Source organism: Virgibacillus proomii (assembly GCF_900162615.1).
GTDB lineage: Bacteria > Bacillota > Bacilli > Bacillales > Amphibacillaceae > Virgibacillus > Virgibacillus proomii.
The window spans coordinates 603,508-629,631 of the sequence record NZ_FUFN01000010.1 but is presented as its reverse complement, the minus strand read 5'-3'; the positions used below and the strand labels follow the sequence as shown (position 1 = coordinate 629,631).

The 26,124-nt window shown below is 36.8% G+C and carries 26 protein-coding genes; 10 read left to right on the top strand and 16 right to left on the bottom strand.

The genetic code is table 11. The annotated features are described in order from the left end of the window. Nucleotide 1 precedes the first annotated feature (1 nt). The 4 genes from BN1066_RS10865 to BN1066_RS21030 form a co-directional block, all read right to left on the bottom strand. Nucleotides 2–547: a cysteine hydrolase family protein gene (locus tag BN1066_RS10865; protein ID WP_077319459.1), complete on the bottom strand. Its 546-nt coding sequence runs from the start codon at nucleotides 545–547 to the stop codon at nucleotides 2–4. Between the two features lie 439 nt (nucleotides 548–986). Next, nucleotides 987–1,472 (bottom strand): DUF456 domain-containing protein, encoded by a 486-nt coding sequence (locus BN1066_RS10860; RefSeq protein WP_077319458.1) that lies wholly within the window; start codon nucleotides 1,470–1,472, stop codon nucleotides 987–989. Between the two features lie 373 nt (nucleotides 1,473–1,845). Next, entirely contained in the window at nucleotides 1,846–1,956 is a 111-nt protein-coding gene (locus BN1066_RS21035; protein ID WP_281250271.1) for a hypothetical protein, read from the bottom strand. 25 nt (nucleotides 1,957–1,981) lie between these two features. Further along, complete coding sequence (locus BN1066_RS21030) at nucleotides 1,982–2,218, bottom strand: glycerol-3-phosphate acyltransferase (protein ID WP_281250270.1); 237 nt, start codon at nucleotides 2,216–2,218, stop codon at nucleotides 1,982–1,984. Nucleotides 2,219–2,786: 568 nt separating this feature from the next. On the opposite strand from BN1066_RS21030, the gene BN1066_RS10850 reads away from it, so the two are divergent. Further along, nucleotides 2,787–3,350 (top strand): M15 family metallopeptidase, encoded by a 564-nt coding sequence (locus tag BN1066_RS10850; RefSeq protein WP_077319457.1) that lies wholly within the window; start codon nucleotides 2,787–2,789, stop codon nucleotides 3,348–3,350. A 219-nt stretch (nucleotides 3,351–3,569) separates the two neighbouring features. Here BN1066_RS10850 and BN1066_RS10845 read toward each other — a convergent pair whose 3' ends face one another. The 3 genes from BN1066_RS10845 to BN1066_RS10835 form a co-directional block, all read right to left on the bottom strand. Further along, nucleotides 3,570–4,550: a Gfo/Idh/MocA family protein gene (locus BN1066_RS10845; RefSeq protein WP_077319456.1), complete on the bottom strand. Its 981-nt coding sequence runs from the start codon at nucleotides 4,548–4,550 to the stop codon at nucleotides 3,570–3,572. 15 nt (nucleotides 4,551–4,565) lie between these two features. Beyond that, entirely contained in the window at nucleotides 4,566–4,730 is a 165-nt protein-coding gene (ytzI, locus tag BN1066_RS10840) for a YtzI protein (RefSeq protein ID WP_077319455.1), read from the bottom strand. A gap of 72 nt (nucleotides 4,731–4,802) precedes the next feature. Then, nucleotides 4,803–5,744, bottom strand: a complete 942-nt coding sequence (locus BN1066_RS10835; RefSeq protein WP_077319454.1) for a ketopantoate reductase family protein — start codon at nucleotides 5,742–5,744, stop codon at nucleotides 4,803–4,805. A gap of 1,783 nt (nucleotides 5,745–7,527) precedes the next feature. Here BN1066_RS10835 and BN1066_RS20245 point away from each other — a divergent pair. Continuing rightward, the gene (locus BN1066_RS20245) at nucleotides 7,528–7,695 is read left to right on the top strand and encodes a hypothetical protein (RefSeq protein WP_179104360.1); all 168 of its coding nucleotides are present in this window, start codon (nucleotides 7,528–7,530) and stop codon (nucleotides 7,693–7,695) included. 356 nt (nucleotides 7,696–8,051) lie between these two features. Here the strand turns inward: BN1066_RS20245 and BN1066_RS10820 are convergent, their stop codons facing one another. Continuing rightward, complete coding sequence (locus BN1066_RS10820; protein ID WP_179104359.1) at nucleotides 8,052–8,333, bottom strand: DUF1433 domain-containing protein; 282 nt, start codon at nucleotides 8,331–8,333, stop codon at nucleotides 8,052–8,054. A 100-nt stretch (nucleotides 8,334–8,433) separates the two neighbouring features. Here BN1066_RS10820 and BN1066_RS10815 point away from each other — a divergent pair, with 100 nt between their 5' ends. From BN1066_RS10815 to BN1066_RS10805, 3 genes are read left to right on the top strand one after another with little or no spacing between them, the layout of a single operon-like run. Continuing rightward, entirely contained in the window at nucleotides 8,434–9,693 is a 1,260-nt protein-coding gene (locus BN1066_RS10815; RefSeq protein ID WP_179104358.1) for a Tle-like phospholipase domain-containing protein, read from the top strand. Between the two features lie 14 nt (nucleotides 9,694–9,707). Continuing rightward, nucleotides 9,708–10,013, top strand: a complete 306-nt coding sequence (locus BN1066_RS10810; protein ID WP_077319449.1) for a hypothetical protein — start codon at nucleotides 9,708–9,710, stop codon at nucleotides 10,011–10,013. A 44-nt stretch (nucleotides 10,014–10,057) separates the two neighbouring features. After that, nucleotides 10,058–10,552 carry a YcxB family protein gene (locus tag BN1066_RS10805; protein ID WP_077319448.1) on the top strand — a complete coding sequence of 165 codons (495 nt, stop codon included), beginning with the start codon at nucleotides 10,058–10,060 and terminating at the stop codon, nucleotides 10,550–10,552. Nucleotides 10,553–10,601: 49 nt separating this feature from the next. Here BN1066_RS10805 and BN1066_RS10800 read toward each other — a convergent pair whose 3' ends face one another. The 3 genes from BN1066_RS10800 to BN1066_RS20240 all read right to left on the bottom strand — a co-directional run bounded on the left by BN1066_RS10800 (nucleotide 10,602) and on the right by BN1066_RS20240 (nucleotide 13,472). Continuing rightward, complete coding sequence (locus BN1066_RS10800; protein ID WP_342745622.1) at nucleotides 10,602–11,117, bottom strand: hypothetical protein; 516 nt, start codon at nucleotides 11,115–11,117, stop codon at nucleotides 10,602–10,604. Further along, the gene (locus tag BN1066_RS10795; RefSeq protein WP_077319446.1) at nucleotides 11,090–12,802 is read right to left on the bottom strand and encodes a glycoside hydrolase domain-containing protein; all 1,713 of its coding nucleotides are present in this window, start codon (nucleotides 12,800–12,802) and stop codon (nucleotides 11,090–11,092) included. The genes BN1066_RS10800 and BN1066_RS10795 overlap by 28 nt, the downstream gene beginning before the upstream one ends. A 505-nt stretch (nucleotides 12,803–13,307) precedes the next feature. Next, complete coding sequence (locus BN1066_RS20240; protein ID WP_179104357.1) at nucleotides 13,308–13,472, bottom strand: hypothetical protein; 165 nt, start codon at nucleotides 13,470–13,472, stop codon at nucleotides 13,308–13,310. Nucleotides 13,473–14,350: 878 nt separating this feature from the next. On the opposite strand from BN1066_RS20240, the gene BN1066_RS10785 reads away from it, so the two are divergent. After that, on the top strand, nucleotides 14,351–15,139 hold the full coding sequence (locus BN1066_RS10785; RefSeq protein ID WP_077319444.1) for a hypothetical protein: 789 nt from the start codon (nucleotides 14,351–14,353) through the stop codon (nucleotides 15,137–15,139). A 449-nt stretch (nucleotides 15,140–15,588) separates the two neighbouring features. Here BN1066_RS10785 and BN1066_RS10780 read toward each other — a convergent pair whose 3' ends face one another. Together BN1066_RS10780 and BN1066_RS10775 are read right to left on the bottom strand one after the other, a co-directional pair. Continuing rightward, the gene (locus BN1066_RS10780; protein ID WP_077319443.1) at nucleotides 15,589–15,801 is read right to left on the bottom strand and encodes a hypothetical protein; all 213 of its coding nucleotides are present in this window, start codon (nucleotides 15,799–15,801) and stop codon (nucleotides 15,589–15,591) included. A gap of 1,176 nt (nucleotides 15,802–16,977) precedes the next feature. Beyond that, nucleotides 16,978–17,253, bottom strand: a complete 276-nt coding sequence (locus BN1066_RS10775; RefSeq protein ID WP_077319442.1) for a phage holin — start codon at nucleotides 17,251–17,253, stop codon at nucleotides 16,978–16,980. 712 nt (nucleotides 17,254–17,965) lie between these two features. On the opposite strand from BN1066_RS10775, the gene ehuA reads away from it, so the two are divergent. Then, nucleotides 17,966–18,736: an ectoine/hydroxyectoine ABC transporter ATP-binding protein EhuA gene (ehuA, locus tag BN1066_RS10770; protein ID WP_077319441.1), complete on the top strand. Its 771-nt coding sequence runs from the start codon at nucleotides 17,966–17,968 to the stop codon at nucleotides 18,734–18,736. Nucleotides 18,737–19,122: 386 nt separating this feature from the next. On the opposite strand, the gene murB is transcribed toward ehuA, so the two are convergent. The 3 genes from murB to BN1066_RS10755 all read right to left on the bottom strand — a co-directional run bounded on the left by murB (nucleotide 19,123) and on the right by BN1066_RS10755 (nucleotide 22,812). Continuing rightward, nucleotides 19,123–20,052, bottom strand: a complete 930-nt coding sequence (gene murB / locus BN1066_RS10765; RefSeq protein ID WP_179104356.1) for a UDP-N-acetylmuramate dehydrogenase — start codon at nucleotides 20,050–20,052, stop codon at nucleotides 19,123–19,125. 183 nt (nucleotides 20,053–20,235) lie between these two features. Then, nucleotides 20,236–21,063, bottom strand: a complete 828-nt coding sequence (locus BN1066_RS10760) for an alpha/beta fold hydrolase (protein WP_143695788.1) — start codon at nucleotides 21,061–21,063, stop codon at nucleotides 20,236–20,238. Between the two features lie 960 nt (nucleotides 21,064–22,023). Further along, the gene (locus tag BN1066_RS10755) at nucleotides 22,024–22,812 is read right to left on the bottom strand and encodes a histidinol-phosphatase HisJ family protein (RefSeq protein WP_077319438.1); all 789 of its coding nucleotides are present in this window, start codon (nucleotides 22,810–22,812) and stop codon (nucleotides 22,024–22,026) included. 152 nt (nucleotides 22,813–22,964) lie between these two features. Between BN1066_RS10755 and hisZ the strand changes: the two genes are divergently transcribed. The 3 genes from hisZ to hisD are packed head-to-tail and all read left to right on the top strand — an operon-like array spanning nucleotide 22,965 to nucleotide 26,123. After that, entirely contained in the window at nucleotides 22,965–24,197 is a 1,233-nt protein-coding gene (hisZ, locus tag BN1066_RS10750; RefSeq protein ID WP_077319437.1) for an ATP phosphoribosyltransferase regulatory subunit, read from the top strand. Between the two features lie 16 nt (nucleotides 24,198–24,213). Continuing rightward, nucleotides 24,214–24,858 carry an ATP phosphoribosyltransferase gene (gene hisG, locus BN1066_RS10745; protein WP_077319436.1) on the top strand — a complete coding sequence of 215 codons (645 nt, stop codon included), beginning with the start codon at nucleotides 24,214–24,216 and terminating at the stop codon, nucleotides 24,856–24,858. Beyond that, the gene (hisD, locus tag BN1066_RS10740) at nucleotides 24,846–26,123 is read left to right on the top strand and encodes a histidinol dehydrogenase (protein ID WP_077319435.1); all 1,278 of its coding nucleotides are present in this window, start codon (nucleotides 24,846–24,848) and stop codon (nucleotides 26,121–26,123) included. Before hisG ends, hisD begins: the two co-directional genes overlap by 13 nt. Nucleotide 26,124 lies beyond the last annotated feature (1 nt).

The following is a 26,124-nucleotide window of genomic DNA, read 5'->3' as shown; positions in this document are numbered from 1 at the left end:
CTTAGATGACTTTAGCTCCTAAGGTATTGGTAAAATGATCAAGAGCCCAAATATGTCCAGCTTGATTAAAGCTCGCTACAGCATCTTTATGAATAACAATGTCAAATCCTTTGTTGTAGGCATCAATAGCCGTATGCAAAACACAAATATCTGTACAAACACCAATAATATGAACCTCTGTAATGCCTCGTTCCCGTAGTTTAATTTCCAAGTCCGTACCGGCAAATGCACTATACCTTGTTTTATCGAAATAATACACATTTGCATCCGACATGTGAGTCTCATACACTTCTTTCAATTTTCCGTATAAATCCTTTCCTGTTGTGCCAACGATATTATGCGGAGGAAATAAATTAGCTTCAGGATGGTATTGATCGTTTTCTTGATGAGCATCAATAGCAAATATGACAAAGTCGCCATTCTCAATGAATTCTTTTGTAAGCGAAACAACTTTGTCTTCAATAGCTTGTCCAGGAATCCCGCAGGTCAATTTTCCATCTTTAGCGACAAAATCAATCGTGTAATCAACATTTAATAAAGCACGCAATCCACTTCAGCCACCTTTCTACATTGTTTGATTATACATCCATTATAATGTGCTTACATATTTATTGCCATTAGGCCATCTTAATCTCCAAATTGTACATCAACTAGAGAAGAAAATCAGGGAATGGAAAAGTTGCTAGATTTTTTATCAACAATAAGATGGCTAAGCATCCGAGAACGAATTGTGGACTACTTTATAGGTGTCTAATTTGCGAACGTAGAAACTTTGTTTTCTATACCATTCCTCCTATCACTCAACTAGAAAGAAACACGCGTATACATGGAAAATAACTAAAGAAGGAGAGATACAAAGAGAACAACAGATCCATAAACTCGAGAAAAGTCCTATCAAATTTGAAGGATTCCTTTAATAAGTAAAGGAATAAACCGACTTGTTCTAAAAGGAAAGAAATGGCATACCTTTAGCCATTTACTAAAAATTAAAACAGAATGGTAATAAAGAACCAAACGATCATAATTAATTGGATGACTACTTTTGCCACTGCTCCTCCAAGAAAGCCAAATAACGAGCCAATGGATGCATGAAATGCTTCTTGTGACGTTCGCTTTTGCAGTAGTTCAATAATAAACACCGTTAAAAACGGAATGATAATAATTCCAAACGGCGGTACCATAAACGAGCCAACTATTACGGCAATAGCAGCTCCCCGCTCTCCCCACTTACTCCCTCCGTATCTCTTAACAAAATAACTGTTAGCAATCACATCTGCACCAATCAGAATAACCGTAAAAATTCCCATGGCAATCCAGAAGGTCATCGTTAATTCATTACCATTAATGGCAAATTGATAAAGAAGAAATCCACCCCAAATCACAAGAACAGAAGGAATAATCGGGAAAATTATTCCGACAAAGCTTAAAACAAATAAAGCAATAATGAGAACCCAAATAAGTATTTCAACCATGTTTGTTGCCTCCAATGAATTAAATTTTACGGAACATCCTTGATAGTTTTGTTTCCTGCTTCATTATTATACGTTTATAATTCTCTTTATGTTTCGCTATACTCTTAAAATGAATAAGAAAATAATAACGATAGATGTTGGCTCTGATCCAGAGAATATAAAGGGAATCTTCAATCAGTAGGGATTTTCTTTTATCCACAACCAATTGCCACAATAAACTGAATTAAGCATTTATTAATAGTTCGATCCTCCGCTCATCCTCCTAGATTTCACCTCGGAGCATGGTAGGTCTTACTGCCTGTTACATGGGGATAAAGCTTGTCACTAAGAATGAAGGATACATAAATAACACACCAATAACTAAATAATCAGTTTAAATGGAAAAAATAGGCAGGAATTCCAATACTGATAAGAGTAATTTTCCAATCAACAGCGGTAAAACACCAACAAGAGATGCCGTTCCTTTTCCTCCGCTAAATTTCATCGTTATCGGATAATTATGACCCGACCTAAAATATAAACAATACGGTAGTAATATTGATGAGCATTGTCTGCTCTTTACCACTATTTCCATACTCATTTATAATATATAGCTCTATTAAAATAACAAAAGTCGCTTTAAATATATCAATCAAGGCAACGAATATTCCATATATCCAGCGAAGTAAAATTGCCGTATTTGAAACTCTTGTATTTTTAACAACACTATTTTTAATATCTACACATACTTTCAAGTTGAGAACCATGTAAGCATCCAGCTAAATAGCCGATAATAGAAACAAGTGCATTAATCAATGAAAATTCTTCCTATCATACAGAGAGTTTCTAGCAGCTGTTAAAAATGATTAAAAAATATACAAATCCATTTTTCCATGTAAAGAATCGATTAATTGTTAACAGCGAAAGTCATTCGATGTGTATATTTATAGTATCAGAAATCAGGAGTGAATAACTTAGCGCTACTAGCTTTTGTTCTAATAACTTAAAAATGAAATGAACATCATGATATTATTATAAAGTGAAACTATATTCCGCGGAGCTTCCTTCATATTCACTGATAGGTAGCTATTCGAGACATTTTTGAAAAATTGTGATGTATCGCTGTCAACTTACCATTATTCTTGAAAAAATCGCGGTGTGTTGTTATGAAGTTTTTTCTGTCCTATCGACCTGAATAAAACAATTATTTAGGTGCTACGTGTTCTCTATAATACTTAAATCAGAAATCTTGCGACACTAAGATGTGAGATAAATGGTAGCTTTGTTTGTTATTTTTAAAATAACTATGCTTTATTCTCGAGGTGTATACACAACATGAAAAACTTAAAAAAAGCCATGCTTCCTTGGTTGATTATTTTTATAGGACTTATTATTTTATTTGTTTTGTATAATGATAGAAATGAACATCCAAATAAACAACATAAAAAAGCGGTGATGCCGACCGAACTGCATCCCGTCGTTGAAGAAAATAAGGATAAGTTAATTCAACTAGCAGCGGAAAAAAATATCCAAGTCATCATTACAGAGGCGCTGCGAACGATTGAAGAACAAAATAAATTATATAAACGCGGAAGAGCAAATGATGGCGCGATTATTACGAATGCAAAGGGTGGAGAATCCTTTCATAATTATGGATTGGCTATCGATTTTGCCTTAGAGAATGAACAGGGACAAGTTATCTGGGATACGAGCTATGATGGTAATGGGAATAATCAATCAGACTGGTTGGAAGTAGTAGAAATTGCTAAAGAATTAGGATTTGAATGGGGAGGAGACTGGAATGGCTTTAAAGATTACCCTCACTTTCAAATGACTTTTGGCTTAAGTATTGATGAATTGAAAAGCGGGGCTCGTCCTGATAAAGCTCAAGCAAAATAATAGGATGAGTAAAGCATGCTAAAAATATTTATCCTAATTAAAAGAAACGTATATTACTAGACTTCACTTAGATAAGTAAGATGATTGGTTGATCTAACATTTTACAAATTCAATTAACGTATTCCTTTCGGTTTAAATCACCAAATGATCCTCCCGATAACTTAATTCGTAATCGGGAGGATCATTTTACTACCTTACATGTCGTACTGTACTATTATTTTATTCTCCGGGAAAACGGAGGCCGTTTTCCTTTCTCATTTTTTCTGTTAACCTAACAACTAACCTGCTTCGTTCTAAATTGGCGTCATGCTGATCCCAATTTTGTTCCTGTACCATCTGAACAAATGCTTTAATCTCATAGACCATATCGGCTTCAAATTGCTTCTGACCCAGCTGACTCGTCTTATCCGTCTTTCTGTTATATAATTGCAGTTCAGAAATAGGTGCAATTTCATCCATTATCAAAGTGCCGTCCTCCCCATGAATTTCCGATGGTAAAAACGCACTCGTTATTTTAGAACATAGGATCGTAACCATAAAGTCATCATATGTAAGTATGATCGTTCCGCTTCCATCAATTCCGTTTGATAATAGAACTGGAAAATATCGGCTTTCTTTTGGTGCCCCAAATAGGTCAATCGCCATACTTAATGGATATACTCCAAGATCCATTAACGCCCCGCCGGCAAAGTTTGGTGAAAACACATTCGGTTCTTTACCTTCTTTATACTTATCATATCTGGAAGAATATTTTGCATATTGAAGCATCGCACTTCGAATCTTCCCAATATTAGCTGTTTGCTCTTTTAACGTATAATAATTAGGTGAAAATAAGTGTCGAAAGCCCTCAAAAACAAACACATGATTTTTTTGAGCCAGTTGACTTATTTCTTCCCACTGCTTTTCGGTATAGACCATTGGCTTTTCGCAAAAAACATGTTTACCGTTTTGAATACACAACTTTATATGTTCGGGATGCAGTATATTTGGTGAAGCAACATATACAAAATCGCTATTAGCTTCTTCCAGCATTTGCTGTATATCGGTATATGCCGTTTTCCCACCGTGCTTTTGGGCAAAGTCTTGCGCCGTTTCTTGTCTCCGTGAATAAACGGAATCCAATTGTGCTACTTCAGATAATGTTGCTGCTTCAATAAAAGCTTCTGTAATCCAACTTGTACCAATTGTAGAGAACTTCACTTTGCACTCTCCTCTTTACATATCTGCATTATTTTCATTGCTGCTGTCTGCCTTTTCTCCTGGCAATGGATCAACCTTATGTTCATGCGCATACCCTTTTCCAATTGTTACTAATGATAGGGCAAGAACCAGTATCACTACGATGATGGAAATAATCACTATAATCATCGATGTTGACATAACTATACCTCACTTTAATTAGATGTTCAAAAGTTTAATAAAAATGATGTGCATCGAATTTCTTAGGTCAATCTATTGTCGTGTTGAACAAACACGTTCATTTAAATTTTCAAATGGTTTTATTAGGCCATAAATAATTTTCGTATATACTAAATCAAGCTGTTTTGCCTTTCCTAGTCGAATAGCTCCTCCGTGTAAATGTTCCAATTCGAGTGTTAGTCTCTTTCGTAAGTCTTGATGCATCGATGAAGTAGCTCCTGCATTAAACTGTTGCATGTTTTCGATTGCTTCTGCTACATCCTTATCGGTAATGTTTACATTATATACGTTAGCTAATAATTTCATCTCTTTCAAGATTCTTTTGGCAATGTGAAACGTTTCTTCGCTCTCTCTAATTTTTCCAATTGGCAACCTGACCGCCGTCGTAATTCCGGAAAAAGCAGTAATAAACATATACTTTTTCCACAGCTCATAAAGGATATTATCCGTATTTCTACCTGTTACGTTAGCTTTATTAGTTAGCTTTTCTAAACGGGAGCAGATTTCCGCTTGCTCTGGATGCAATGGTCCAAAAATAAGCTTATGAAAGTCACTTGTATGTTCTACATGACCTTGTTTATTTAACGTAGCGATAATAAAGGACAAGCCGCCTAACACCTTTTTTTTGCCGATTTCCTTCTGCAACACCTCTAAATGTTCGATCCCATTTAACACTGGTAATACATAGGCGCCTTTATCGGCAATTGTTCGTATTTGATCCATGGCCCCTGCTAAATGGTAACCTTTTACACTTACTAACAATATATCGGGACACTTAATATTAACTGGATCTGTTTCTACATGCAGCTGTTCAGCGTGAAAGTCTCCTTGTGTACTATGAATTGCTAAACCATATCGCTTTAAATGTTCGCTTCTTGTTTTTCTGACTAAAAATGTAACATTTGCTCCAGCTTCTTGTAAACGCAGTCCAAAATAACTTCCCAGGGCACCTGCCCCTAACACAACAATATGCATATTTTCCCCCCTGACTTGAATGATACTGTAAACCATCCATTGTCGTCCATTATTCATTACGAAATGATTAGATATGTTCAGTTATCCCGGCACGACAATAGAGTCAAATGCGAACCCTCTTCCGCTGCAATATCTACACCGTCGTACTTTCGATTGTTTCGTATCCATTTTCCGGCTCATGGTACCGTCTTCTTATCCACTATATGTAGACAACGCGCATCGCCGATTCGGACAAAAAGATGTACGCTCGCTGCGCCTGGATAGAAAACTTCTGGACCGGTTGAACGAGTTCTTTCAATGGTGGCATGTCTGGATCACAGGCTATATAAAATACATATTGAAGCTAAAAAGGAACAAAGCAGGAACAAAAAAAGCCACACAGTTTTCCTGTGTGACTCTTTTAGGAACAACACCAACTTCGGGTAATACATGTTATTGTGCTCCTAATACATACCTGGTTATCACTAGAAGCCCTCTACACTTTTAAAATATCTGACCTATCACGACCGATTGCACGGAAAAAACCTCTTTCGTTTTTATAACCCTTTATCCATTCTCTTCTTTTGAAATTATCTAAGATAGTCTCGTTAACATTGTTTATTTCAAATGTAGGTCTTTTTCTTTCAAATAAGCTTAGAAAATCTTTCATATCAAGAATTTTAAGGCATTTTACTACTTGATCTTCGCTTAACAGGCAAATACTGAACAAACAACTCTTTTTTAGTTTCCGTTTACATATTATCAATGGGTGATTATGTTCTTTGTGGTTCCCGCTGTCATGCTTACTTTTATTATAATCGGCACGTTAATAAATAAATACCAAAAACACAAAAATAAAAATAAGCCTCACTACTAAAAGCGCAGAAAGACCAATCGCTTGAATCATTTAAAATGATCTGAAAAACACACTCAAAGATAACGGGTGCGTTTTAGCTATCGCCAATGAAAATAAAGCTTGTTTGCTCCGTTTTGACAACCAAGTAAAAAAATAGTTACCAAGTAGCTAAATACGAAATTATCTATAAGTAAAATCCGTGTGGGTATCTGGTAGAGAAAAACAAATATTGATTAATCAATATCGTACTTTTGGGTATGCGAACGTACCAATTATACATAAACCAAACTTAAAAAAGGAGGGATCATCATGAGCGACATATTCTAAAATCAATGCAGCGCATGACGGAGGAACTACCTGACACGTTGATAGATAAAGATAGCCGTTTTGTTATCGAAGCGACATACGCTGTAATCACCGCACTACTTGATGCGGAGGAGCCTATAAATAAGACACATCTATATCATAAAAGGACAAGACGCATCATGAAAGACTTGAAAGCTTTCACCGACACCGTAGCAGGGAACAATGGAGCGCTAATACGACGTATTCATATAAATCTCCCCGAACCAAAGAAAAGCGATACCAATAAGCGTGAAGCCCGGACAAAAAGCACTAAATAAAAAAGGAGTGAGCACCTATGATCAACACGAAACAAAAAAACAAAATGACCGACTAACTGAGAAACATAAGATAAGTGTAAAACAAGCTATTATGTTCATGCGTGCGGCGAAACTACGCCTTTACGCATACAAATCAGAAGGACGCTTCATCTACCGCGTCGTAGACAAAAACGGAAAAGCGGCCAGTATTTCACCCCGATCTACTCTTAAGGGGTCGTGACTGTTGCCTTGCGAAGCATCCGGATATAAACAGATGTTGTATTGCTTTTTGTATATAGCGATATAAAAGTAAATATGATATTTCAAAATGATTGGAGGTGAAATAATGTTTGATATTAGCCGTATAGAAAAAGAAACTATTTTAATTAGAATTACGCTTGGCTTCATCATGCTTTTAAGTATTTTAGGCGTTATTTATTTATCCCACAGAGAGGAAAATATAAATGAGGACATCAGAGAGGCATTTAACGTAAAAGAAAACGATTTATTATAGAGGATACTAAGACTATGAATGTGAAAAAAGTTTTCCTAGATAACCAACAATATATAGTGGAAGTTGATTTCTGGGGAGATATTAAAACGAAAATTAAAATCAACGATGAATAAAGGGGTCTGGTTTTTAGATTTCCTATTATTTCGCAACTCACCACGCAAAAATGACAAGAATGCCCCGTCCAATAAGAACGGGGCTATATTCTCACGAAAAAGGATGACGCGACGAACCTACACCAAAGGTCAATGCGACTACCGTATACGAACACTTTAAACGTATTATCGACTGTATGCTCATTATAGCACAGCGTTTAACCCCGTTCAAGTTCTCCAAACGGCGTGAAAAAAGCGTTTTAACTAATAATCGCATTCTTCTTCTTTACATTCTTCTTTCCTTTCTGGAAACCCTTCACTCAACCCTACACTGCCCACTTTATAATTACTTTCTACACCAGCTGAAAAATCAGCTTCCCCTCCATTAATAGTTCCATCAACAGTCAAGCCCCCCATCGGACTTTGATAGATGTCCACAATCTCGACAGACTTTATCCCCTCATAGTTATTCTTAATATATTGTTCAACAGCTTCTTGAGCCCTTTCTTTCGTTGTCTGATCATAAGTTTCATTGTTTGATTTCACATTACAACCCCCTAATAGTATAATGATTCCAAAAGACATCAACAGTATTTTCTTCATCAGATCCTGGCCTCCTTATTCTCACAGGAAAGGAATGGTAATTTTGAGCAATAATCTTAGTGATAAAGTATTAAGTAGAATTTCAGAAAGAACTTATAAAAACAACCGTTCTAAAATTGAAGTTATATTGGATAATGGGAAAATTTCTACTTGGAAAAACATCGAGACCATTAAGGATAAAGATACTGGATTAGACGGTTACGTGCTCCAAAATCCCGATACAAATGCAATCGTTATCAGTTTCAGGGGAACAGAGTCTTCTAAAGATATTGAAGAAGATATTCAGGGAATTATTCTTGGTGATTCCGATTATACCAAAAAAGAATATGGAAAAACACCTTATTTAGGAACTCCATCCCAAGACGCAGCTTTAACAACCGGGAAAGCGAAACTTAACTCCAAAGATAAAACCCTCACGTATACCAACAAAAATCAATTTACAGAAGCTGCACCCATTGTTGAAAAATATGTAAAGAAACATGGAGCGAACAACATCGTTTTTACAGGACATTCTCTAGGTGGAGGACTTGCCCAATATTTCGCTGTCAAACATGACTCAAACGCCGTTACGTTTGCTGCAGCTGACGTGTTTGATCTTTTATCCAAAGAAGATCAGAAACGAGCTTTAAATGGAGAATTTAAAGATAATATTATTTCTTACACTTACCCTAATGACATCGTTGGTACTTTCTATAACCAATCCATTGGCTCCGTATACTATGTCGGCAATCCGGCAGACAAAAATGGAAAAACACTTAAGACTCACGGTATCAAGAACTATTTAAGTGAGGGGATGTTTAATGAAGAAGGATATTTACTCCCTCACCTGTTATATGGTGAAAAAATCCGGGGGCAGTTGCTATCCTCTCCGCTAGAATTGAAAAATAGTGGCGTTCATGACTTTCATGTCCGTATTCAAACCGAGCTAATGCATCAACTGGCTATGGAGATGCAGGAAAGTGAAGAGTTGGTTGCAACTACTAGAAGGGCACTAACTCGATTACTTGATGATCATATAGCTACAATGAAAGAGTTAAAAAATACATACAGAAATATGGTCGGTTCAGGAAAATATGATAAATTAAACACTGCTCATGTAGATGAAATTTTTCGTGAACTAGTTGATGTTGAGAGTGATGGTACACCATTATTAATTGATTTAAATGAATTTGAACATCTTCTAGAAAAACTCCGAAAAAGCCAAAATGATACGGGAGAAATAGCTTACAATATGGAAAAAATGAGTAAAGATTTTAAACACATGGATCAAATACTTGCTCAATGGTTACAGATACGTCAATAAGGGATGGTGCGGTAATGAGTAATATAAGTGATTGGTGGAAAGATTACCTGGAAACCAATGCACAAAAAGAATTGTTAAAGAAACAAATCAAACAGGATTTAGAAGAAAATGTAGAGTTTACAAGGTTATACTTAGAGCATAGTTACGCTGTTTGGTCACTTTCCCAAAAACATCAGAACATTTTAAGCAAAATTAATCAATATTTTGATGGAAAAGCAAGTCATGCCTTGACGAATCGCTTTATAGAAAATATAATTCAGCTAAACGAAATGGACCAGGTTTACAAGGAAAACTATGAAAATGTTATGTTAAAATTATAAATATAAATAATTCGTTGCAATTTCAAAAAAGGGAGGGTGCGTATTTGATTGCAAAATTCAATATAACCGATAAAGATTTAATTGCTCAGCAAAAAAATGCTATAAAAACCACTAAATTTCATAGGAAAGCTAGAATAATGGTAATAGTGATATACCTTTTATTATCCATGTTTGTATTAGTAATTGCTGATTTAATAACAATGTTTGGGTTTATTCTCTCTCTAATCCTATCTCCTATACTATGGAAGTGGTATGAGGTTGCTAATATTAAGCGGTTTAAAGATATCCTTGAACATAACAAAAACAAACTAGGTGTTTTTACATTAAATTTATCTGAAGAGGGGTTCATTAAAGAATCGAGAAATTTAACTGAAAAAATCCAATGGGATGATTTGAAACAACTTAAAGAAGATGGGGAACGTTATTTCTTATATCTTACTGACTTACAAGCAATTACAATTAAGAAAGAACCTGAAAATATGAACGTAGAAGAAGTGAAGACGTATCAAGAATTTATAAAACGAAAAGTTATTAATTAAAAAAAATAGCCCCACCGAACTGCCGGGGCTATTTTGTATAGAGTTTTAATCAGGCTGGACCGTCATCTATATCATCTCGATCTCCTATTAATAATGCGACAACAGTAGCCGCAGCCAACCCAGATATTACAGGAATGCCATAAGTCACTGCTAAGCCGACTACAAACAGTATTCCTAATAACACCCCGGCAGCTTTAGCCTCCTTTGAAGTAAACGCATCTATTACAGGAGTCAGATCCATATCGACTGTAAAGATTACTGTGACAGCAAGTTGAAGATTCCCTCCACCTTCTACTGGGATTTCTTCTTTAAAAGCAGTTACTCGGAGTTCTGCACTAGTACCCGCTCCCTTTAAAGTCATCTGAATGGCGCCAGTACCTATAGAAGTCGCCATATTGTCTATAAAATCTTCATAAAAACCAAGTCGATTTTGAGTAAATTGTGCGATGTTTTCTCCAAGTAAACTCTCAAGGCTTCCGCTTACCCCATCAGGCGTGACTTGAAGTGTCGTTGTCGTTCCTCCTTCTGTAGGAGGATTTAACTGTTCGCTGAATTCCACATCAATAGATGCAATATTTGGGATATCAACAACTCTATGAGTGGAACTAAAATTAATATTCGTTGCAATAATTCAGGGGCAAATTTTTGCAATCCCGGTATGTTTTTGCCCATTTCTACAAACGCATCGTGTTTTGCTCGGTATTCTTTACTAATTTCCGGATTATCAGGAGGATTTACTGCTGACACACCTGGGTCTTTGCCTGAATAATCGTTTTTGTCAATACCAAGCATACCAGAACCGCCTAAACCAATTGTTGTTTCATGAAATTGATTAAAGGACCAATTGGTAGGCATGGGAAATCCTAAGTTACCACTATAACCTGTAGACATGTTTCCCACAAAACTGTAATCCGCTAACACACTGCTATTTGATTGCGCTTGTATACAGGTGTTACGAGAGCCATAAACACCTAGCTTGTATTCTGGTAAGTCTCCTCCTTTAGTGATATCGAGCACAGAACGCACTTCTGCTAGATAAGGAATAATATTACCCCTTACTTGAAAATCATAAGCGTCGTAGTCAACAGCAAAATAAATCGTTGCACCAGATGGGAATCCGAGCTCGTATGCCGCTCTAATGGCTTTCCATGCATCCTCCGTGCCTTTTCCTGGTACAAAGTATTCATGATAATAACCTCCATCTTGGTATATTGGAAAGACGCGTATACCATTTACTGCAAGAATGCTTAGTTCCTCATGAGTCATCGCTTTTGAGCGGAGACCAGCATCAGTTGCCACATTACCTGTTAAATAACGACCGATAATCTGATAGTTATAATCACGTAGCGTTTTAACGGTTTTATAATCAATGACTGTAGACGCATCACAAGCAATTGCTGGGCGATCTGTGTACCCATTGCTTGTTAGTAATTGCTTAATGGTCGGCATATCAGCAACCCCGTTAGGAGGTAAGGTCATAAATTCCTTAAACAAATTTACAGCCGTTTCTACTTGGGGACTGAAATCCCCATTATAAGGATATGGGTCGTATAAAGGGCCGTTACATGCAAGCGACCACTGCAAAATTCTTGTAAAGTTCACTGGTGCATTATCATAGCTTAACGTAGGACAATTTTCGATAGTTGCAGGACCAAAATTTCCATTCGCTATATGACCAATACCTTCTTCATGTTGCAAAGCGTATATTAAAGCTTTGTTTGTCTTCCTTTCATAAATACCATTCCTCGGTATATAATCAAAATATTTACTATATTCTCTATTGAGCGATTGTTGTATTTCCCTAACATGTGGTCGTCCGGAACTACGACTTAATACAAATCCATCTGTATTTAGTATTGCTTTCATAAGTTTTGCATCAACAAACCCAGTTGGTTCAATCCCAACATCCTTTTCAAAATCTTTAACTTTATTCTCCGTGTCTCCAAAGAAATTACCTGAAAAACCACCTGGGTTATAACCTTTACACCAAAATCCGCCTTGAAGAATTTTAATTAAATTATTTGGTTTCGCACCACTTTTCTGTCTTGCTAAACCAGGAAATTTTTTAGTAGTTGCTGGACCAAATGTTGGTACCGGATTTGGTATACCAAGCTCTATTTGTAAGCCAATGATAAGAGCTCCTACTGTTGTATTACCTGTTTTCCCGTTTTCTGGAATAGTTTCATACCCACTTTTCCCCTTATACGTTTTGTTTAGCCACTTTTGCACTTCTAATACCATTTTATCCATACCGAACTCCTCCTTTTTGATGGTTGCATTAGATCTATCGCTGTTATAACATTTTCGTGGGCTATTATGAATGAACGTGATTATAATGATTTACTGCATTTAAGAGAGATCGGCGATCAAGACATACGAAAGAGGTTAGTGAGTTGTTGTAAAGCAAACTGTGGCAGAATTTGAAACAGTGTTGTAGCCGAAAGAATTTAACACTGTTGAGAGTTAGCCTTTCACATGAAACGATGAATAAAATTAGAGAGCATTAAACATTTGAAAAAGCGTAAGGGTGCTTTTAAAATGTCTTGTGGAAAGTGTACACCGATCTCATTTGTTTCCGATCTTCTTAAACTGTTATTACCTATAACAGGGATAGTAGTAGTTTTTTCACCGTCTTGCACCTTACGCATAGCAATTGTTGTATTAAAAGGACTGCCTTAGTGGCAGCCCTAAAATATCAAACTAAACCTCTTATCCCACAACGGTTACTATTATTAATTCCAAAATTAAGCCTGTATCAATGACCCAAGTTATCGTTATCGCCACTAAGTGGTTCTATTACCTTCCCATTTTTATCAATTACGATAGTTTTCTCAATCGGTTCTTTTGAATTTGAATAATAAGCAAAAGTTCCAATTATGCTAGCTATCATAATTAGCATAATAAAAATACGTTTTTTCATAAGGACCTCCTTTCTAACACTTCTTAAGAATTATTTGATTGCCGATACCTTATATGTTTGTCCCTTCTTTGGATTATCTACAAGAAAATAGAAATACTTTTTTGTAATAAGTGTATATGGTGACCCACTCAATGGAAGATTATAAGATTCAGATACGTCTAATGGACTCGAGGCCCAAGTGTGCGTATTAACACCAAACCCTCCTTTTTTAAAGGTAAGTTTAAACTTACCAGAAGCGTTTTTTGTTGTAAAAGTATACCCGCTATATCTAACGATTCTCGCTTGAACGAACTCAAGAAATATCATTTTTGGACACACTTCGCCCTTAGTTTAAAAGAGACTTGAAAAATTTAGATTAGTGGATTGTTTTGGTAAGTGCAAACGATATCGCCGGGTTTACAAGGAAAACTATGAAAATGTTAAACTTAAACATGGGTTTTAGTGAAAGGTTGCATCGGTATAGTTGTTTTGTATGCATCTCGGAAATTATATTAACTGTTGAAAACCGGCACGGAGATCTCCGTGCCGGTTTTCTTTTCAGTGAGTGTACATCATTTGTGCATATCACGCATATATAGCACACAACAAGCGTTTAGTATTGTATGCGCATGATGCGCAATTCGTGATACATACAAAATGTGACACCTTACCTCCCACTTCATCCCCTCACTCACACCATACGCGCAACATATACATACCCAATACACAAAAAATCAAAACCGTGCGCCGAGTCGCACCAATAAATTGAACAAAGACTGAAATCAAAAGGAGCGATTCTCATGGAAAATCAGTCTTTATCTAAACAATATCAAACGTATTAAAAACCATCTCGACTTAACGAAGGTAGCCACTACCCATCCAAGGACATGCTCTCGGAGATGGCCAAACGATTCCAGGCACCGGTGGCACGCCGCGCAATTCGTCCTGGCTTTATCGCAAGAACTGATGGCTTCGATGTAGATCAGATCGTGGCGGACTTAGAAAACCATCCCGAACAGGAAGGCTTACTCTCCCGCCTACTCAGCGTGAGTGACTTGACTGAAAAGACGTACAAACGTTTTGCAGAAAACCCAAATAGTTTATACAATTGGTACCCAGCAATTGAAAAGGCGCTTGCTGAAAGCGACACCGAGTTGAAAACGCCGGACACGAAAGTCATGCGCCTGCCAATCGAATTGGCTCAGTTTATTCGGCTAGAATATCCGGAAACGTCACAAGCAGATAAAGACCTGTTTAATCAATTTATCTTTGACCAGTTCGACCTTGAAGACGGCAAGACCTACTTTATTAAAACCGGTACGTTTTCGAGTAAATTCCAGTTCGCTAACGCCAAGTGCTCCGAGCCCCGTGAGATGGGCGAATACTTCCAGGTCATTAATAACTTTGCTATGACCGTATGCGCTGGTCACACAGTGGATCTTGTCGTGCGTGAATACATTGAAGATGTGGAAGATAATCCGACAATTTATAACGGCATGCCATTGCGGACTGAATTTAGGGCATTCGTAGACTGTGATAAAAACGAACTTATCGGTGTTGTCCCCTACTGGCATCCGATTGTGATGAAACACGCCTTAAAGAGCGGATTGTCAGAATCGATTCAACAGGACTATCAAACGTATCTCAGTCACGAACAGCATCTCGTTGATTCGTATAATGAACTGTAACTCTTTACTATAGCTGCTTTTAAGAAGACAGAAATAAATTACATGAAAAAAGTTCTTATTCGTGATGCCCTTGCTCGATGCGGTTCTGCAAGAAGGTGAGAAAAGAAGTAAATTAGAAGAATGAAAAAAAGCTGCTTTCAAAATTAATTTTTATAGAGAAACACAAACAACAGAACTGGATTATCAAGCCAGTTCTGTTCTCTTTCCTATGTATAGACCTCAACAAGAGGGGATTATGTTATTGTGTCAAAAAATAAATTTTAATAGCAACTGAAAAAAACAAACCATATGACGAATAGTCTTTTTATAGGACTATTTTTACACTAAGTGTAAAAACTAAAAAAATGGATACTTAACTATGCATAGAATGTTGATGGGGGTAGAAAATAGTAAAATATTTTATTCCCCCATCAGATGACATGTATTGGCTAAGAACCTCATATCCAGTACTATTGATTCAATTGTTGTTGGCATTGTTGAACTAGTTGTTGAATTTGCTGTAATTGTTGCACGGCATTCATTTCATGTTGCGCCATTGTTTGTTGTGCACCTTGTTGTTGTCCTTGTTGAAGTTGCTGTGCATTTTGATGCTCCTGTTGTTCTAATTGTTGAGCAATTTGAGCGATCTGTTGCAATGCTTGTTGGATCTGTTGTTGTGACATAAGTATCCCTCCTTCGATATTAGATTCCATTGTATTGTTAGTTTCTCGGTTTATTTTTATACATATTTTTTATTTCTGAGGACAAACTAAAAGGGAGGAAACTTATGAACCTCCCCCCTTGGAATCCCCTCAATCAAGAGGGGATTATGTTATTAAACAAGCAATATCTGACCAATGAAATTTTTATTTGGATTGGATATCCCAATGCTTTATCTGTGAAGCGCTGCCATATACCCTGCAGCTCACTTATTGTGTAACTAGATTTAACCGTGTGGTATTTTTTAGTCGATTTTTGGCAGTGGAACCTGTTAGTTTGATTTTCTAGCCTTTATTCGGATTCGTTCTCCCGTTAATCGGTGCTAACTTTGCTACTGTTGTTTCATAACGTTTGCAATACCGCTTAACACGTCAACGTCGCCAGATTTTTGCTAATATACATTTAATGACTCGACTTCACCACTAGATTTACTGGATAATTTTTTAATTATTGTCGTCGGTAAAGTAAGATAATAATTTGCTATTATTAATTCGACTTAAATCTACGTTTTCTGTGTAACCGTCTAAGCGACCACAATCCGTATATTGGTGCAGGTCGCAATCATATATTGATTTGCTTGTTGGTCTACCGTTATTAGCTTCGTAATGAGGAATCCAAATAGCGTCAAAATCACTAAAAATCTATATTAAACCCTTGATATAATGATGTCCGATGTACACACCAACCTATTTGCACCTAAATTACGGAGCTTTGTGGCATAAGCTTTTTAAAACACATATACCCCCATTGGTTATTCTTCTACCTTCGTACGTTATAAAAGTCTGTTGCTCCAATCTCCATATCCGATTAAAAACACCACGTACCCAAGCAGATGCTGCAATAGGAATTCCACGCTTTTGAAACTTCTATGGTGGGTTGTAATGTCGATCTATTAATTTAGAGTTGTATTCGTTCGACCTATTTTGTCAACTTATCATAATGAATACTAGTTAACGCCCTGATAATGTGAAGTATTAATAATATGTCCGTTACGTACCTCTCCCATTAAAATATTTTATATTAGAAAAACTTGGCTTATCGCCAAGTCTTTATGGCGAAAGCTATCGTTTTTCTTATACGATAAACCATAAAGTTTTATACCTTCCTATAGTATAAAAAGCGCCCATTGAATGAGCGCCTTAATTGGCATCTTTATTATCTTTTCTAGGTTTTATATAATTTAAAGCTTGTTCGCTGTCACTGAGTCCACTTGTGGTAGGATCATTAACAATACCCAAAATAACTAGAACAGCAAAAACGGCATTAATAAATTTCACAGCTTCTTCTTTGATTAATTCTGCTGCTACGTCATATCCAAACCAATTACCTATAGTTTGCGCTAACAATACAACTGCAGGAACTAAGGTCAACCAAAATGATTTCTTTTTTACTCTTACTTTCCAATTGATTTTCATGTTAATCCCCCCTTGATATAAAATATTTAAAAAACGGCTTGCCCGATTGGACTAGCCGTTTTATCTATATCGAAATTATCAACCGCTTCGTGTTTTCTTTTACTCTAGTTATTCGTTCGGAATGAGTTATCCTTCTGCTATAATTATAAACAAACAGAAAAAAGATTGAACCGACGCTAAGAGAATAAAAGCTATAATTGATCAAGTTAGCGACGAACAAACTGGAGAACTTCAGATAGGATAAAGGGAATCTTCATTTCTTGGAATGCTTTTCCCAAGAAATGTTAGATGAACCAATCGGGCATTTAGGTGCCGTTTCTACGATTTAAACTTCTACGTTTTCTCTAAGGTGTAGTTTTACGGCACCTTACATGCGGGATAAAGGGAAACTTCATTACGGAGCGCTTTTCTCTTAGAAAGTTAGCTTGAGAAATCGGAATTTAGGAGCCATTCCTCTCACCATGTTCGTAAAATAATAAGCAGATTTTTCAAATGAGAGAAATACCGATACATACATTCGGAATAGAGGAAACATACCTCTAAAACAGGGGTATGCAGTCGCCTGGCGGTAAGCCGCTTTTAGTCGGCCTACCTTTAGATTCGAACCGATGTTAACTTATCGTAGGAAAAAGTTCGAAGTTTGCTACAGCTCAATCGTTTAAGCTAAACGATCAAAATGAAGCTTGACTAGAAGTAAAGGAGCGACAGCATAATGACAGAACCAATAGTTACATTTAATAACGTCCACAAATCATTTGGAGGTGTCAATGTATTAAAAGGAATTGACTTAGATATTAGACCAGCAGAGAAAGTTGCTATTATCGGGCCAAGCGGTTCAGGAAAAACAACCATCATTAGAATGCTTATGACACTGGAACAACCTACTGCAGGTGATATTATCGTAAACGGGACAAATTTATGGAAAATGAAGAAAAAAGGGAAACTGGTTCCTGCCAATGAAAAGCATTTACGAAAAGTCCGTGGAGATATTGGCATGGTCTTTCAACACTTTAACCTGTTTCCACATATGACAATTATAGAAAATTGTATGACTGCTCCAGTTCATGTAAAGAAAGAAGCAAAGGGTGAAGCAAAAAAACGATCTTTGGAAATGTTAGAGCGTGTTGGCTTAGGGGATAAAGTAAATAATTATCCAAGTCAACTTTCAGGTGGTCAAAGGCAGCGCGTAGCAATGGCCCGAGCTCTTGTAATGCGACCAAAAATTATATTGTTCGATGAGGTGACTTCAGCTCTGGACCCGGAATTAGTTGGAGAAGTACTGAGTGTTATTCGCGATATTGCAAAAAACGATGACATGGCAATGGTTCTTGTTACACATGAGATGGACTTTGCACTAGATATAGCCGACAAAGTTCTTTTTTTAGATGAAGGAGTTATCGCTGAACAAGGCACAGCCAGTGAAGTTATTGAGCATTCCGACAATGAACGACTGCGCAAATTCTTACACCGCTTTCGAGCATGATGACGGTAAATTTGTATCTTTCCGCATCTATTTACGATAACTGATATCTTTGAAAATGGCTGGTGTGCATGTTCAAAATAGATATGAAAAAATCCCTTGGTCGTCTAGGATCGCAACATCCTTGAAATCGTAATGTAGCGCTATCAATTTTTTTGCGAATACCACCATCATAACTAAAATAATCGTAAATTCAAGCGACCGATCAATAATAAAAAAACGCTCATAATGCTTTCTGATATGGAATAAAGCTGAGTAAAAAATTTCGCTTGTGAGTTGGTTTATCTTTCCGTTACGAAGACATATCAATCACTATACTTAAACTAAATGTGTTTCTAATATGTAAAATCGGCAACCAACTATGCTGCTGATTGCCGTTTTTTCCAATGTTATTGAGGATCTTCACCAATAATCTTTACTTCACGTTCCAATTTTACTCCAAATTTTTTCATAACCGTTTCTTGTACGTGATGAATAAGAGCAATGTATTCACTCGCTGTAGCATTATCTATGTTTACGATAAAGCCTGCATGCTTTAAAGATACTTGCGCGCCACCAATCTGCTTTCCTTGTAAATCACTATCTTGAATCAACTTCCCTGCAAAATATCCTGGTGGTCGCTTAAACACGCTACCACAAGATGGATACTCCAGGGGCTGCTTTGATTCTCGCTTGTAAGTAAGATCATCCATAATTGCTTTTATTTCTTCATAATTGCCTTTTTTTAACGAAAAAGTAGCCTCTAACACAATATATCCCTTCTCAGGAATATTGCTGGTACGATAGTCAAGATCTAGCTGGTCAGCAGTTAAAATCTGAATATTCCCTTTTTTATCAACTACTTTGGTGCTAACCAATACATCTTTTATTTCACCACCATAAGCACCGGCATTCATAAATAAAGCCCCACCCACTGATCCTGGGATGCCACAAGCAAACTCCAGTCCGGACAAACGATGTGTCAATGCTTCTCTTGAGACATCAATAATTCGCGCCCCACTTTGAGCTACGATAGTTGTACCAGTCGTGGAAATATCAGTCAGCCGTTGTAAATTCATAACAATCCCGCGGATACCACCATCTTTTACAATTAAGTTGGAGCCATTTCCCAGCAATGTAAAGGGAATGTTTTCATTATTTGCTAGTTTTACAATTTCTTGTACTTCTTTATAAGTCTCTGGTGTCACTAAAAAATCAGCTTTTCCCCCTAATCGGGTATACGTATGATTTTTTAATTTCTCATCCACCATCACATTTTTCTGGGATGTAATTTTTAATAATTTATCGTATATATGATGATTCAAGCCCACACGTATCATTCCTTTAACTTTTATTCACGCTTCTATACAAACAAAAACAAATACTTCGCGTTTTTCTACCTGAAGTAGAACAAAGGCTAAAATTGCGATGTCTTGCTGGCAAAGGCTTTTCTTGCTCCCCAAGTCAAATAATCGGGCATTTAGACGCTTTCCCTTTGCTTCTTCGCTTTTATTAAACTGAATTTATGGCGCCTTCGATTCCATGTTAACTTGATTTTTCCACAAAAATTCATAAATGAGTTGGTCTACCCTTCTGCTTTCATGTAGATCACTATGACCTAACTGTTTATTTTCTATCACTTTCTCGGTTAATTGTCCACTTGGTACGATCTCTCTTAATGAGCGAACGCTCTCCGGTACTGCAATAGCGTCTCCAGTACTACTGATACTTAGTACTTGCGTATGCTTTGGAAAAGGCCGCTCTCGTAAAAACTTTAGTGCAGGAGAATCAGGGCGTAAGTCGGTTGCTGCAGGGTCATGATGAATTTGGAAATATGCTTCGCTGTAGATTCCATCAAATGGACTTCCTAAAGTGACAAATTTATGCACAGAAGGAAATTGCTCCCCGCGAAATTGCTTTATATATTTTAAAGCTACAATTCCTCCCATAGAATGACCAACAATATTAACATCATCCACACCATATACTTTTTTCATATCCTGTAAAACATTAGCTAACCAACTAGCTGTTAGCTCAAAACTGGCACGATTTTGCGCAAATATGACCTGAACAAACATCGGCTTTTCTTTTCCTAAACGTGGATGATATTTTTGTACGACCCCCTGCTTTGTTACATAATAAACAAGCGCTTTGTCTCCCCATTTATATTCATGCTCAAATCGTTCCAGCATAAATCCAAACGAGTTTTCTGTTCCTTTATATCCATGCACAAACAATGTTGGACGAATTTTATCAAAATCTGAGATTGCCCTGTTTGGTATAGCTAAAATTGAAATAAACCCAATGATGACTAGACTAAACGATGTGATACTGATGATTTTATTTCTCAAAATAATCTTCCTTATTCTTTCCCATCTATTTGCCTTTTGTACTCTGTTATATATGCTAAGACCGGCTTCGGGAGGGATAGGATGTTGTTTTATTTTGTTTGCCTGCCATAACTTAAAGCTGTTACAGCGGGCGCCTTTTTATTATAACATGGAGGAAGTTTATTTTCCCCCTAAAATAAGTTTGTAAAAAAACTATATTTCATAAAAAAGTAGGAAAACCTTAGCCAGCACGAGTTTCTACACATAAGCAACCTGTAGTTGAACTCATACTTTAGCTATCTATCGTCACTTTATTAGAAAATTCACGGAAACAAAAGTTTAAAACGCTCGGTTAACAAAAAAACGTCATATGTAGCATTTAATCACGTCACCTTGTTATTACTCAGAAAAACGGAAAGAGACTTCTTTAAATTTTTTCAATGCATCTTCAAGCAAACCAGCGACGTACAGCTGAGATCTTCTGTAGATAAAGTGAAACTTTATTCAAGGTGGGTTTTCTTCTTGAAAAAGAAGAACGCTTTTTCTGCATGCAAATGTATCACTGTCGTAGTTTTCCTTATCCTTTAAAAAAAGAAGTACACTTTTTCTTTGTGTGATGCCTGTTCAAGAAGTCTTCCTTGTCCTATCGACTTCCAACAAATCAAGTTTTTACTTCACATATTTTGCTCTTCTCATACATATTACGTTCGGTGTGAAAGTTTTACGGCTCCTTAAAAAAGAATACATGCCACTAAAACAGGGGCGACGCTTTACGGTAAACCTGCTTTTGGTCGCTCTTCCTTTAAATTGGAGATGATGTTGTCTTATCATAGGAAGAAGCGCGAAATTTGCTACAGCTTATGCGCTTAGGTTAACAAAGCTATTTTTTTAAAATTATCGACGGATATAATTTCCTTAACAATAAAAAAAGTCCATTATCTATAGTATAGACTTTGGACTTCCTTAAGACACATGAAATGATTAGATTCGATGGAAAATTGGCTGTTTATTTTCAAATGTGGTTATATATTTAAATCCAATCCTATTCAGCAACTCCATCGTTTCTTGAATTCCTTTTCCAACCGTTGAGGCTACATGCGAATCTGAACCAACCGTAATGATCTCTCCACCACATTGCTTATATAATTTGAGAATATCAACACTTGGCATGGCACTCGATAACCCGTAACGATAGCCAGATGTATTTACTTCAATCCCCTTTTCATTTGGAATAATTGTTTTAAAAATTTGTTCTATTACATCATGGAAATCTTTCTTAACTTCCTTTCCTTTCGTATACCGTCTTACTAAATCAAGATGTCCTAACACTTGAAACCCCTTAAAATGAGTAATGCAGTACAGAAGCTCTTCATAATATTGCAGATAGGCTTCATCAATGATTCGCTCTGCAAAAAAATCGCCTGCGTGCAGTGCTTTTTTTCCAGTAGTATGCATGGAACAAATGACAAAATCAAATGGCTCGGCATCAATAATTTCTTGACAATCGTTTAATAGATGTGGTTGAACACCGATTTCCAATCCTTTTCGAATTTTTATACGATCCTTGTAGTTGCTTTGCATTGCCTTGATTTTTTTATCATAAGCAGGTAAATCTAACGTAAAGTCGATCGTTGGATCTGGATAATCTTCATCGATATGCTCCGTAAAACAAATTTCATTTAAGCCCAGCTTAATTGCTGCTTCCACCGTTTTCTCCATTGGCGTATCACAGTCAGCTGAAAAATTACTGTGTAAATGATAGTCAAACATAAAAAATTCACTCCCTTTGGTTGACTTTTCTTTCTATAATTATTAGAATACTATATAACTTTACTTAGATAAAGTGATAAATTGATAAAGCGATAAATTCATTTTATCATAGCTTGTTAGAAAATGTAATAGTGGAAGGAGTAGTATGACGAATGCAGCCTTTAATAAATCACTTCTATCGGGGAAACGAGGTCGGGCACTTTCAACAGCGAGAAGAACTGCTTGCCATTTTAAAGCAGCGCTTTAGAACATATGGATATAGTCAAATACAAACCACTACCTTTGAACCCTATGATTTGTACGCAACGAAACCAGTCATGGTTAATACAGAGGATATGATTAAATTTATTGATACAGCAGGCAAAGTTCTTGTTCTCCGCCCGGATGCCACCATTCCCATTACACAACGAATGGCTGCAAGCCCAACACAGACACGAACCAGCAAGCGTTTTTTTTATATTATGGATGTATTTCGGCACAGTCAAAACGATGACGAAAAAGAACGGACACAGGCTGGAATCGAATGTTTTGCCACTCGTACACCAGCAGTTGATGCAGAAGTTATCGCATTAGCCATTCATACGTTAAAAGACTGTGGTTTTCCGACATTCAAAGTTGAAATCGGTCATGCTGGTTTTTTTAAAGCATTAATAGCACAATCAGGATTATCGGAAAAAGAAATCACTGAAATACAAGGTTTTATTAAAACAAAAAATATAACAGAAATGACAAACTACTTACAGTCTTTAACAATTGACATTGCTGTAAAAAATGCTATTGCATACATCCCGTTTCTCTATGGGAAGCCTGAAGCAGTTATGAACGAAGTAAAGGAATATGGGCTAAATGGTAAAGTTCAAGCAGAATTAACTTATTTAATGGATGTCTATCATATTCTGCAAGCTTATCAACTAACAGATAATATTATCTTTAACCTTGGACTGATTAATGATATGAATTACTATTCGAATATTATTTTTCAAGGATTTGTTGATCAAGCAGGAAAGCCTGTCGTTATGGGAGGAAGATACGATCATTTAGGAGACCGTTTCGGTACCCATCTTCCAGCAATCGGCTTTGCCTTTGATGTTGGCCTATTATTAGTAGCAGCTCAACGACATCATTTGTTGCAAGCATCAAACATCGATACAACCATTTATATCTATTATGAACTTACACAGCAAAAGGAAGCTTTAACAGCCGCATTTTATTTACGGGATCAGGGTTATGCCGTAATTAGCAATCCATTAACTGATTTTCCAGAGCGGATCTCTGAATCTACGAGAGTTGTAATTTATAAACCAACCATGTCAATGTTGAAATATAAAGCTAACACGAATGAATTTAACCATCCATCTGAATTATTAACCATACTCGAAAAATAGGGGGGAGAAGCGATAAATGGTAGCTCTCACAATAGCTGTAGCGAAAGGGAGAACAGCTGATCATACGATCACATTATTGAAAAAGGTAGGAATTACGTTTAACGATTTAACACCCTCTAGCAGAAAACTTGTTTTTTACAACAGCGAAAAATCAATAAAGCTGATTTTTGTCAAAGCTGTCGATGTACCTACTTACGTGGAAAAGGGCGCTGCTGATATGGGAATTGTTGGTAAGGATAATATTTTAGAGTCGAAAGCAGATATTTATGAAATACTCGATTTAAAAATAGGGCAATGTGAATTTGCCGTTGCTGGAAAGCCAGGGCAAAGCCTTGATTCGGTTCAACCATTAACAATCGCAACAAAATATCCTATGGTAGCCAAAAAACATTTTGCTCGTAAAGGAAAAGCGATCGATGTGGTAAAACTGAATGGATCTGTTGAGTTGGCACCACTAATCGGTCTTTCAGATGTTATCGTTGATATCGTCGAAACAGGTAATACATTAAGGGAGAATGGTTTAGTCATATTGGAAAAGGTAGAACCAATTAGCACCCGCTTGATTGTTAATAAAGCAAGCTTTGCAATGAAAGCAGAACATATTCAGCCATTTATTAAAAAACTGAAAAAGAACGTGGAGGAATCAAGATGCAACACTTAACTGCTGCAGAATATTGGGAAAACCAATCATCAGAAGCATTAAATCCATTTGATGAAAAAATTAACCAAACAGTTTTATCTATTATTCATCAGGTGAAAAAGCATGGAGACCAAGCAGTACAATCCTTTACCGAACAATTCGATGGGGTGAAAATAAACCAGCTGTCTGTTACGCGTAAAGAATTTACCGAAGCACGAGAATCGGTTTCTACTTCATTTGTTACAGCACTCACAGAAGCTGCGAAAAATATTGCAAGCTTTCATGAAAAGCAGTTAGAAAAATCTTGGTTTGATACAAGTGAACCTGGAAAAATCATCGGACAAAAGATAACGCCTTTACAAAAGGTAGGTATTTATATTCCCGGGGGAAAAGCAGCCTATCCATCCAGCGTCTTAATGAATGTAATACCCGCTAAAATAGCTGGAGTAAAACATATTTATTTAACAACTCCGCCTCAACTCGATGGACGTATTAATCCATATGTATTAGTAGCAGCTGAAATAACGGGAGTAGAGACAATTTATAAAATGGGCGGCGCACAATCGATTGCTGCACTTGCTTACGGAACGGAAACTGTAAAAAAGGTACAAAAGATTACCGGTCCTGGTAACGCCTTTGTCGCTCATGCCAAAAAATGGGTCTATGGTGATGTAGCAATTGATATGATTGCAGGACCAAGCGAGATTTGCGTCGTAGCTGATGAAACAGCGAGAGCCGATTTTGTTGCTGCTGACTTATTATCACAGGCAGAGCATGATGAAGCAGCCAGAGCAATTTGTATTACGACAAGTAATCAGCAGGCAGATAGTATTCAACAGGAATTACTTAGGCAATCCAAGAAACTGACCAGAAAGAAAATTATTAATCAATCCCTAAACGATCAAGGAAAAATAATTGTTGTTGATTCACTTAGAGCGGCCTTTGACATTGTAAATGATATAGCTCCAGAGCATCTGGAACTGATGATTGATCAACCAATGGAACACCTTGGCTATATTCACAATGCTGGTGCCATTTTCTTGGGTCATTATGCTCCAGAGGCATTAGGCGATTATGTCGCGGGACCTAATCATACGCTTCCGACAAATGGGACAGCTGCCTTCGCTTCTCCGCTTGGTGTATATGATTTCATGAAAAAATCAAGTGTCATTTACTATGACAAAGCAGCGTTACTAAAAACAGCCGATCCCATTATCGAATTAGCCAACATCGAGCAGCTAACCGCTCACGCTCAATCTGTCCAAATTCGGAAGGAGGAAAATTAAC